This is a genomic window from Deinococcus phoenicis (genome assembly GCF_000599865.1).
Classification (GTDB): domain Bacteria; phylum Deinococcota; class Deinococci; order Deinococcales; family Deinococcaceae; genus Deinococcus; species Deinococcus phoenicis.
In genome coordinates this window covers 1-9417 of sequence record NZ_JHAC01000052.1, presented here as the reverse complement: position 1 = coordinate 9417, position 9417 = coordinate 1, and the positions used below count along the sequence as shown (strand labels likewise).

At 63.7% G+C, this 9417-nt stretch carries 12 protein-coding genes; 7 read left to right on the top strand and 5 right to left on the bottom strand.

Features of this window, described 5'->3' with window-relative positions:
- Positions 1-125: 125 nt before the first annotated feature.
- A complete protein-coding gene (locus DEIPH_RS19360; protein ID WP_081790935.1) occupies positions 126-524 on the bottom strand; it encodes a DUF805 domain-containing protein in 399 nt (132 codons plus the stop codon).
- Between the two features lie 172 nt (positions 525-696).
- Between DEIPH_RS19360 and DEIPH_RS14720 the strand changes: the two genes are divergently transcribed.
- Positions 697-1650 (top strand): tyrosine-type recombinase/integrase, encoded by a 954-nt coding sequence (locus DEIPH_RS14720; protein ID WP_051517419.1) that lies wholly within the window; start codon positions 697-699, stop codon positions 1648-1650.
- Between the two features lie 69 nt (positions 1651-1719).
- Here DEIPH_RS14720 and DEIPH_RS19945 read toward each other — a convergent pair whose 3' ends face one another.
- A complete protein-coding gene (locus DEIPH_RS19945) occupies positions 1720-2286 on the bottom strand; it encodes a hypothetical protein (protein ID WP_152544966.1) in 567 nt (188 codons plus the stop codon).
- A 987-nt stretch (positions 2287-3273) separates the two neighbouring features.
- Here DEIPH_RS19945 and DEIPH_RS14710 point away from each other — a divergent pair.
- The 5 genes from DEIPH_RS14710 (at position 3274) to DEIPH_RS14690 (ending at position 6517) form a co-directional block, all read left to right on the top strand.
- Positions 3274-4005 carry a MerR family transcriptional regulator gene (locus DEIPH_RS14710; RefSeq protein ID WP_034359530.1) on the top strand — a complete coding sequence of 244 codons (732 nt, stop codon included), beginning with the start codon at positions 3274-3276 and terminating at the stop codon, positions 4003-4005.
- Between the two features lie 8 nt (positions 4006-4013).
- Positions 4014-4220 (top strand): hypothetical protein, encoded by a 207-nt coding sequence (locus DEIPH_RS14705; RefSeq protein ID WP_034359527.1) that lies wholly within the window; start codon positions 4014-4016, stop codon positions 4218-4220.
- 2 nt (positions 4221-4222) lie between these two features.
- Positions 4223-4513 carry a hypothetical protein gene (locus DEIPH_RS14700; protein ID WP_034359525.1) on the top strand — a complete coding sequence of 97 codons (291 nt, stop codon included), beginning with the start codon at positions 4223-4225 and terminating at the stop codon, positions 4511-4513.
- 485 nt (positions 4514-4998) lie between these two features.
- A complete protein-coding gene (locus tag DEIPH_RS14695) occupies positions 4999-5217 on the top strand; it encodes a hypothetical protein (RefSeq protein WP_034359523.1) in 219 nt (72 codons plus the stop codon).
- A 499-nt stretch (positions 5218-5716) separates the two neighbouring features.
- On the top strand, positions 5717-6517 hold the full coding sequence (locus DEIPH_RS14690) for a hypothetical protein (protein WP_152544965.1): 801 nt from the start codon (positions 5717-5719) through the stop codon (positions 6515-6517).
- A 100-nt stretch (positions 6518-6617) separates the two neighbouring features.
- Here DEIPH_RS14690 and DEIPH_RS18900 read toward each other — a convergent pair whose 3' ends face one another.
- The gene (locus DEIPH_RS18900; RefSeq protein ID WP_051517418.1) at positions 6618-7253 is read right to left on the bottom strand and encodes a hypothetical protein; all 636 of its coding nucleotides are present in this window, start codon (positions 7251-7253) and stop codon (positions 6618-6620) included.
- Between the two features lie 595 nt (positions 7254-7848).
- Between DEIPH_RS18900 and DEIPH_RS14680 the strand changes: the two genes are divergently transcribed.
- Positions 7849-8250: a hypothetical protein gene (locus tag DEIPH_RS14680; protein WP_152544964.1), complete on the top strand. Its 402-nt coding sequence runs from the start codon at positions 7849-7851 to the stop codon at positions 8248-8250.
- A gap of 129 nt (positions 8251-8379) precedes the next feature.
- Here DEIPH_RS14680 and DEIPH_RS14675 read toward each other — a convergent pair whose 3' ends face one another.
- Both DEIPH_RS14675 and DEIPH_RS14670 read right to left on the bottom strand, forming a co-directional pair.
- Positions 8380-8829 (bottom strand): helix-turn-helix domain-containing protein, encoded by a 450-nt coding sequence (locus DEIPH_RS14675; RefSeq protein ID WP_034359514.1) that lies wholly within the window; start codon positions 8827-8829, stop codon positions 8380-8382.
- A gap of 13 nt (positions 8830-8842) precedes the next feature.
- Entirely contained in the window at positions 8843-9154 is a 312-nt protein-coding gene (locus DEIPH_RS14670) for a hypothetical protein (protein ID WP_034359512.1), read from the bottom strand.
- Positions 9155-9417: the final 263 nt, after the last annotated feature.

Genomic DNA, 9417 nt, shown 5'->3' with positions numbered 1-9417 from the left:
TCACCGGGTTCCGATGTTGCCCAGCAAGTGGGCCTGTGGGGGCAAGTCTTCCCGGTGAGGTGGGTCGAGTTGGCCAAGCTCCCGGTAGGACGCTTCATTCCCCTCCTGCGGGAAGGGGGTGTTCGTCACTCGCTTGCAGGCAGCACAGGGCCAGTCTCTTTGGGGTTTTCTCCCCATTTGTTTGTTCCCAACTGACTGGCTTTTGTAAACCAGAAAAGATAGATGATAATTCCGACAACTGGAACGAATGCAAATAGAACGTACCAGCCACTACGCCCTATGTCGTGAAGGCGACGAACAAATATGGCAAGGATAGGTATCATTGTTATGAAAAAATAAATGTTGCCCATCAACTCTGCTGTTTGGTTGGACCAGCCTAGTAGGGTGGCGAGGAGGCCAATGATAAGTGCGAACAGAAAGATTGACAGGAGGTAAAACAGCAGGAACATCGCCAGGTCACGGCGGCGTGTGCGTCCACGAAAGTCGGCGTACTGCACCGACATTGCCCTGACGAAAGCGTTCATACCTCACCCTAATCTGGCGTTTCGCCCGTTCGTGCCGCATGCCTCTGACTGTTCTGGCGAAGCAGCCTTGAGCTGGGCCACCGTCAAGGCCAAAGGGCAGGCAGTGACCGGCGGGTGTACCCCCGCTGTTTCGGCCTGTCCCCACCCGACAACTTTTGTTATCGTGGGGGTCATGCCCCCCCCCGGAACCGCCCTGGACCTCTACCGGGGCGACCTCGTTTCCCGTGCTTCCCACCTCGCCACCCTTCACCCCGAGGAGCTGCGCCGCCGCGCCGTGGAAGCCGCCCGCAACAAGGACCCCGCCGCGCTGTGGGCCTTGACCGAGGCGCATCTCACCACCCACGGCAGCAGTGGGGCGCGCGTCAGCCCGCACACCCTGCGCGTCTACGCGGAAGCCGTGCGGTCCTTCCTGGCCCATGCCACGGCCAACGCGGTTGACCTGCTGCGGCCAGGCACCAGCGTGGGCGCGCTCTACCTGCGGCACTTGGAGGCAGAAGGCAAAAGTCCAGCCACGGTGCGGGTCAAACTTGCGGGCGCGCGGGCGCTCTATAAGGCCCTGCGCTGGGCGGGGGCCACCAAGGTGGACGCCTTCACGGACGCGCGGGCAGGCCGGGACCCGACCCCCGCCTATGACAAGCGGCAGCCCTACACGGACGAAGAAGCTGGGCAGCTGCTCGTCGCGGCGGATGCCCGGATGCGTGCCCTGCTGCTGCTGTGCGGCCACGCCGGGCTGCGGATCGCGGAGGCCCTGGCCTTGGAGTGGGCCGACGTGGACCTCAGCGCCCGCGTCCTGACGGTCAGGAATGGGAAGGGTGGGAAGACCCGGCGGGTCAGGGTGTCCCGCTCGCTGACGGAGGCGCTGATGGCCCTGGAGGCCTGGGAAGGGGCCGTCATCGGCGGTGGGGTGGACGCGGCCCGTGAGCGGCTGAGGCGGCTGTGCCGCCGGGCGGGGGTGGATGCCAAGGGGTTCCATGCTCTGAGGCACTACGCCGGGACGAGGCTCATGCGGGAGGGCCGTACCCTGGAAGACACCGCCCGGCACCTGGGACATGCTTCCATTGAGACGACCCGCATCTACGCCAAGTGGGTGGACAGCGGCCTCAAGGACACGCTGGATAGCTGGTAGCCCCCACCCGTTCACCCGCCCGCCCGGCCCCCAGAGGGCGTTCTTAGGGCTGCCTGGCAATGGACGGGATTAAAGCCCCTGCAACGTCTCCATGATCCGCTGTGCAGCCTCCTGGTCATTGGTGCTCGCCGGAGTTGTATCCAGGTAGGCCATGATAATCGCACGGTTCTTCTTCTGATGTACGGTTGCCATGTAACTGGCCGGGTTTGCCCCGGTCAGGCCCAGATTTGCTACAGATTTGACAATATTGCCTTCTCTTGAAAATCGCATATCGTTTATGGTTGACTTGCCGCCATTTTGAGATTGTTGCTTCATGACTCCATCAAGAAAACCCATAGTGAAATTTACAAGATCATTCATTTCTGAATCTACCCATGGCTCATTGGCATTGCTCTGCCCTTGAGTAACAGAGGACAAAATCGTGATGTTAAAATCTTCCAGCCCTGGCACTGAAATTTTGAAGACCTTCAGCTTTGCACCTGCGGGTACGGGCTTGACCACACTGCCGCTGGGAAGCATGAGGCTCACGTTGGTACCCAGAAGTACCTGCCGGGTGGCTGAACTCTGAGCAAGGCTCGATGACATATTGCTCAACAGCGCTGCTGTGAACAGGGTGCAGATGTATTTAGTGGTCATACTCGACCTTAAGCAGCCCTTGCCCGGCATTTTGTGAGTCTGCCTTGGGACGCTGCTAGTGAAGAGGGGTAGTCCATGTGTTTGGTAACTAGGCGCGCTGGTCCACTGGCACAGGAGCAGAACCCCGTTCACCCGCCAGCCCAGCCCCCGGATGGGTGCGTTCAGCGCCTCAAGTCCAGCGTCCAGCTCAGGGGACCCGTGCTGACTACCCCCTCAGCTTGGAGAGTGGAGACGTGCGCCTTGAGCGTGCCCCATGACATCCCGCTCTGCACGAGAGACCCGCTGAGGTACACCCCGCCGCTTTCCGGCGTGACCGTGCCTTGGAAGTCGAAGGTTGTCCCCATGGCGGTGAGAGTGGCGCTGGGCGCCCCGGAGGACCCCCCCAGGGTAAGCCTGAAGTCCGTGCTGCCCATAGTCCCTGTCCCTGAGCCGCGATAGGTGCCTGTCGTCAGCAGCGCTGACACTGGGGCTGTGATGGGAGCACCCGCCGGACCTCGCAGCACGGGCACAGCCAGGGCCAGGAGGCCTACTCCCACCAGCAGAGCGGTGACAGTCCCCCACGGGGATGTGGTGGGGCGGTGGGGTGCCGGATGGGTGGCCGTAGGGAGTGCGTGTACAGGCATTGAGGCCAGCGCCCGCCGGAGTAAGCGCTTCTCCAGGGCGTGCCGGACTTCGTTGACGACCAAGAGCACCAGGGCCATGAAGACGGCGGCCACGGTCTGGTAGGGGTGCTGCTGAACAAAGCGTGCGAGGTCCGCCATCATGCCCGGCAAGGTGAGGGGCGGGACCTTGACGCCCTCTTACGCAGCAGGCCGCTGACCCATGCCTGCCACAGTAGATCGGGCATCTATCCACCCGCCCGCTCACCCCCCGGACGAGTCCTGATTCGGCGCCTGGAGGGCGTTCTGACCCGCCCGCAACCCGGACGCCCGGCGGACGCCCGCAAGCCGGGCGCGTGGGCGTCCGGGCGGGTGGTACGGTGCCTGTATGCCCGACGTCGTGATGTCCCCCAAACAGGCCAGCGACTTCCTCAGCGTCTCCGGGACGGCCTTGCGGCGGGCCTCCATGGTCTATGAAGAGGTCTTCGGGGAACTAAAGCGCGATGCACGGGGCGGACGGGAATTCACGGCGGAGGCCCTTGACCGCCTGCGCCTAGCTTTCGAGGCGGTTCATGGCGGGCGGGTGGCGTCGGTGGGCATGGCCTTAGCACTGCTGAGGGAAGGCGACGAGCTGCCCGTCCAGATGCAGGTGGACCCGCCCGCCCCCCGGACGGATGACGCGGAGGCCCTGGCACGTGCGGTGGCGGGAGAGCTTCTCGCGGAGCTGCGCGGGGATCTCCAGGCCATCCGCGAGGAGAACGCGGCCTTGCGCTTAGAGACAGCCGCACTGCGGGAAGCGCAGGTGCAGGTGCTAGAGCTAAGGGATGTGCTGAAGGGCATGATCGCTGGAATGAGCGGGCAGTCTGACGCACTGCGGGAGGTGAACCGGCGGCTCGACTACCTGTCCGGCGTGATCGTGGCAGAGAAAGTTCGAGAGGAAATGGGCGGCCCTTTCTGGCCCGTTCGGGGTGCTACTACAGTCTCCGCCGATGTGCGGGAGGCCGTAAGGGATGAGGTGGAGGGCCTGCGCGTCCGGCTCCATGCTGCTGCGCCTGCTTCAACGCCTCGGCAGGGGCTGCTGGCGCGAATGTGGGCGGCAGTGTGGAGTGAGGGGCGGTAGGCTGCGCTATGCCCGAAGACACCGTGAATCCGCTCGGACTGAAGCTGTTGCTTGATGAAGTGCGCGGGCTGCGCGAGGACATGCAGGACATGCGGTCGGACCTCAAGCGCATTGCTGACGCCCTTGACCGACCTCAAGAGGCTGATGCCCCACGCGCCACTGCTGCCGACACCATGAACGTCCTTCAGGCGGTCGCCAAAAGGCAGGGACGGTAAGCATGACGGGTAACCAGAGACGGCAGTTTAGCCAGTTGGGAAAGAAGGAGCCGCTGGAGCGTATTGCGGATGCTCTGGAGCGCATCGCCGGATTCATGGCAGACGATGCCGCCGAGCGGGCCAACGCGAAACGAGCTGCTGAACGGGCGGTGGCTGAAGCAAAGCAGCGCGGCGAGGAGGAGCAAAAGCGTAACTCTGCCGCGCTCTCAGCAGTGGCAGACGCTCAAGTCGAGATGTTCCGGGAACTGGGTCTCAGCGGTGAAGACGAACCCGGAGGCGGGAGCTTTCGATAAGGGCTTGAATCTTGACGTTCTGCTTTGAAAGGGACATGTCCCCGCGCCTTTAAGGCTCCGGTTCGTAGAGTGAGATCACCGAGGGTACATCTACCGGATTTGGATTTGCCCCGCTTGTTACTGTGGTATCAGGACCCGCCTCGACGGGACACAACCGAAACGAAAACGCAGCCCCGACCGCCCTAAGTCGGGGTTTTTCGTACCCGCCTGTCGGCCTTCCCGTTCTTCACGGGCGGGCCGCTCGCCATTTCGCCCAGGTCCGTGCCCGGCACCTGGATTACCACGGAGGCAAGATGACCAACCCCAAGACGACCCCGACCCCCCGCCCCGCTCCTCAACGTTCAGGCATGACCGATGTTGACCCCCAAACTTCACCCCGCGCCGATGCTCAACCTGAAGCCATGACACGGATTGCTGAAAAACAGCGTGTTCATGGCCCCTCGACCGTGTGTGCCGGGTGTCACCCCGTCTCGCAGGCTGATGACATGACGCCCCAAACCCCACAGAAGGCCCCGCGTCCCCTCGCCCGACTCCAGGTCATGAAGATGCTGAGGCGTGGTCTCGACATCTCCGAGACCACGCTGACCCTGGCCTCGGTAGGGCTGCTCCTTGATGGTCACCCTGACTCACTTACCGTCGTCGGGCTGACGGGAGCCGTGAGGCTCCTGAAGCTGCTGGTGGACGCCTCGGGGGACGGGTGGTGATCGCCTGCACCCCGCCAGGGTGCGTCTCCGCGCCCTATGGGGCGCGGTTGACGTTCCACGATGACCGGAGTAAACCACGCCCGCTTCACGCCGTCCTGGCGCGGGTTTTGCGCTTCGCGCTCCGGCGTGGTACGGTCAACCCCAACAGCCTCACGGCAAAAGCGAACAGCGCCCCACTCCCGGAAAGAAGAAGGCGCTGCTCAAGCGGCCAGGGTTGTCCCTGGCCTTTAGCCTACCCGCTCGGGGCCGGGGTGCAAAGGGGTTCGACTTGCACTCCCGACTGACTGAACGTTTTCTCGACATGGGCCGCGCTGCTCTCGCTACCCGTGCGGGTGCTGTTCCCTCCGCCTCTGTGCCCGCCGTCCTGCCCACACCGGCCCCTGAGCCGCCGCCGGAGCTGGAGGCTCCTTCCTGGGCTTCATGCGAGCCGCGCGGGTCTGTCTCGCCCCGCGTGCTGCCCACGCTCCCCAGTGCCAGGGAAGTGCTGGCAGGCCGGACCTTGAGCCGGGGCGCTCTGGCCCTGTGGGAGTTCGCCCACGCGAGGGCCGCCGAGCGTGTGACCTCGCAAGGGCACGCCGTCCTGCCCTCGCACATGGTCTATTTCCTGCCTGCCGTGATCGTGGCCGCCGCGCTGGGGTATTCCGAGCGTCACCTATACCGACTGACCGCCGAGCTGCGGGGAGCGGGCCTGCTCGACGCACGCGGCCATGTGGCGCAGGTGGGCAAACTGCGGCGGTACAGCGGCACCCTCTGGGCTGTGAAGCTGCGCCCGGAGGCCGTGCGCCCGCGCCTGCGCTGGTGGGACTTCCGCCATGACTGGAGGCCGGACTTTGCGGAGGACTACCACGGGGAGCGGGGAGCCTTCCGGGCCGTGCAGGACGTGATGTCAGAACCACTCGACCTGAAAGGGCAAATAGGGCGGCTCATAGCCCTTGCCCAACAATGGGCCGCTGTCCCCGGTATGGCAAAAACTCCCGTTGAAGGAGGTTCTGACATGCGTCTGGGCGCGGGTTTGCGGGCCGTCGCCGCTCAGCTTCCGGCCTTGATCGGGATGCACCCCCGCCAACGTCACCGGGCGGTGTCTGCGCTGGCTGCCGAGATCGCGCACACCTTGAACGAGCCAGGCAGGTTTCGGCAGCACTGCGCCTCGATTTATGCCGCACTGACCGAGGAAAACGAGCAGCGGCCCGGCCTTCGGCTGCTGGCGCTTCAGCTTGAGCGCCTGGCTGTGGACCTGGCCGAGGTCGCCCCGTGGCGGAAGCCGGGGGCGGTCCTGGCGGCGCGGCTGCGGCCCGCGTAGGAGCTTGCTTTGCTGGAGAACCTGATCGCCGGGGGAAATCTTCTCCGGGCAACTGGCCTTCCATCGACAGGGGGGAGAGGTCAGGAAGTCTTGTAAGCACTCAGGCAGGGGGACTTTCGGAAGAGGTCTCAGCCGGGGGCGCGGGCTTGGCCTTGGGCTTGCCAACATGCAGGGGCGTAAACCGGGTGGCGACCAGGCGGCCACTCTGGGGCCGGTACTCGCCGTAAACCAGCAAGGTCCGCCCCGGCCTGGGGGTTTTTTCAAGCAGCTCCAGGGCGGCCCAGACCTGAACGTCGAAGGACTCACGCAGCAGGCCCGTATCGTTGGGTTCCACCTCGACCACCACAAAGCCCTCTTCCCGGTTCACTTCCTTCAGACGAGCACCAATCTCGAACAGCGGCTTGATCACCTGACCAGACTTGTCCTTGCCCAGCTCCTTGGCCGGGTGGACATGGGCGAGTTGCAGGTCCTCGACGTAGCCCTCAGGGGTACGGAACCAGAACTGAAGGGCATATACCTGCTCCGGCTCCGGCGGCTGTTCTTGCAATCTCTCGCGGACCTGATCGGTGACCCTGACGACTGTCGGGGTAGTGCCGATTAGAACTTCCACGCCGGACGCCACCGCCCGCAGCGGGGAGCGCAGTTTGATCAGGGCATGGAAGGGGATCATGAAGGGCTTTTTCTTGCGCTTCCCGGCGGCGGGGGACGAAGAGGAATCCTGGGGAAGGTCCGTCATGGCGTCAGTATCCCCCTCGCGGTTGTGGGGCACGGTCCAGAAGCGTGAACGGCGGAGCTGGGGAGGGGTCCATCCTCGCCCGTGACGGCTCACCTGGGAGGGCACCAGGCGACCCATCCCGAACTGCGGTGGACGTGGCGATGGAGACCCGCGAAGTCGGCCGGTGGGCAGAGCAGAGGCGCCGACTTCGGCGGACGTTCTGACCCAGCAGAAAGGCCCAAGGCGCGAACGCTTCCGCGATCCAAAAAGAGTCGTGGGAAATGGCCGTTTGGGATGGTGGGTGGTGTAAGGCAGGATAAGAGTATGAATCTGAAACGAGGAAGCAGCGTTCTGGTGCTGCTCTAACCTTGTCCTGCTACCTTGTTCCAGAGTAAGTAATTTTTAGCTCAAGTTAGCCGCTAGCCAAGCACTCAGAACGGTGCTGTTTTGGCGTTGGGTGGGCAGCCTAAACGGTGTGAGCAGACCTTGGGAATGTCGGGGTTGAGCAGAGGAGGAAGCGCAGATGGGACGACCAGGGAAAGGGACGGTTCGGCTCCAGGTTCGCGTCCGTCGGGAAGTGGCGGACTTTCTGACGATGAAAGCGAAGCAGGCGGGAATGCCCCTCACGGAACTGGGCGGCGCACTGCTCGAATATGCGGCGGAAGCCGAGGCGAAGGATGAGGGAGACGCGCTGGTGATGCCCACCGTTCGGCAGGTGGTCCGGCAGGAGCTGAGCCTATTTCTGGAGCGAATCTTTGACTTGCAAATGCGGACCTATATGGAAGCGGGAACCGCACGGCGAATGGGGCAGGCGGCGATGTACTACCAGACGCCACTCCCTCTGGAGAAGATCAAGGCCATTGAGGAGAAGCAGTGGGAGATGACCTGGGAAGCCAGCCGCAGACATCTCGAAGGGTTGCAGGCGTGGAAGCAGATGATGACCGACTCGGCAGAGCTGCGAGACCTCAAGGAGGAGCGCGTGAACGACCAGGCGGAGGACGCTCAGGCCGAGGAGTAAATAACGCTGCTTAAAGGGCTGTAGCTCACCAGGGATGACGCGAAGATCAACAGGGGGAAGGGCTGGCATTCCCCTCCCCCCTGTTGATGAAGGGCTTTGCTCTGGCCTGCTGGACAGCCTGTAGAACCGCTAAGAAGCTTCTTTGCGTTCCCTGGGCTTGAGCTTCACTTCTACGTCCATATCCAGGGCGTCCGCGATGCGCCGCAGCGTTTCCATGCCGTGCTGATGGTAGGTGGGGCTGAGCCAGCGCGAGACTAGCGGGGGTTTGATCTCCAGTCGCTCGGCAATCTCGGCCCCTGTCAGGCCCCGCTCACGCAGCACCCGCCGCAGCTCCAGGCTCACCGGGTCTGGCGTGGGGAGGGCCTGTTTTGGGCGGGCCTGATACTGCCGCTCGACCGTCGCGCCGGGGGGCTGCTCGCGGGCGGCTTCCTGAACGAGATGGGCGATGGCCCGCGACACGTCGAGGCGGAAGCCGATGACCTCGCCGGTTTCAGAATCGAGGGTCGTGGGCACGTTATGGAGGATCACCGTGATGCCCTCACGGCCGGGAAAGGTGTGGGTCATGGGGGTGTCGGTCATGGGCCTCCTCCTCTCAGTTCGCCATCGCGGTTACGACGATGTAGTACGTCCTTCGCCAACCCACCTTCACGCGCAGGCGGATACGGCCAATGAAGCGGTCGAAGTTGACTCCGGGTGCCCGGTTGCCTTCGCCGGGGAGGTCCTTGCTCACCTCGTCGTAGTAGCTGATCGCGTCGTAGATGTCGTCCACGGTGAGGGCATCGAGGTTGATCTCGTTCTGAGCGTGGACGCTGACGCGCAGCTCGCCACTGTCCAGGGCCTCCCAGACCGCCTGGATTTCCCAGTCCAGCACCTCGGCGGTGGAGAAGTCGAAGCCCTCGGACATGCCGTCATGTTAACTCAAAAGTTAATCGGGGTGGCCGGGGTCTTCCGGTGAAGATGGACAGCCAACGAAAAAGGCGACCCAGAGGCCGCCTTTGATGTTTTCAAAAATAGCGTTAGATGCACGCCAAGTCAAGGTTATGCATTGAAAGCCGGAGGCAAGTCACCTCCAAACCGGTAGGAACATCAACAGGGAGGGGGCGGGTCACCGGGTTCCGATGTTGCCCAGCAAGTGGGCCTGTGGGGGCAAGTCTTCCCGGTGAGGTG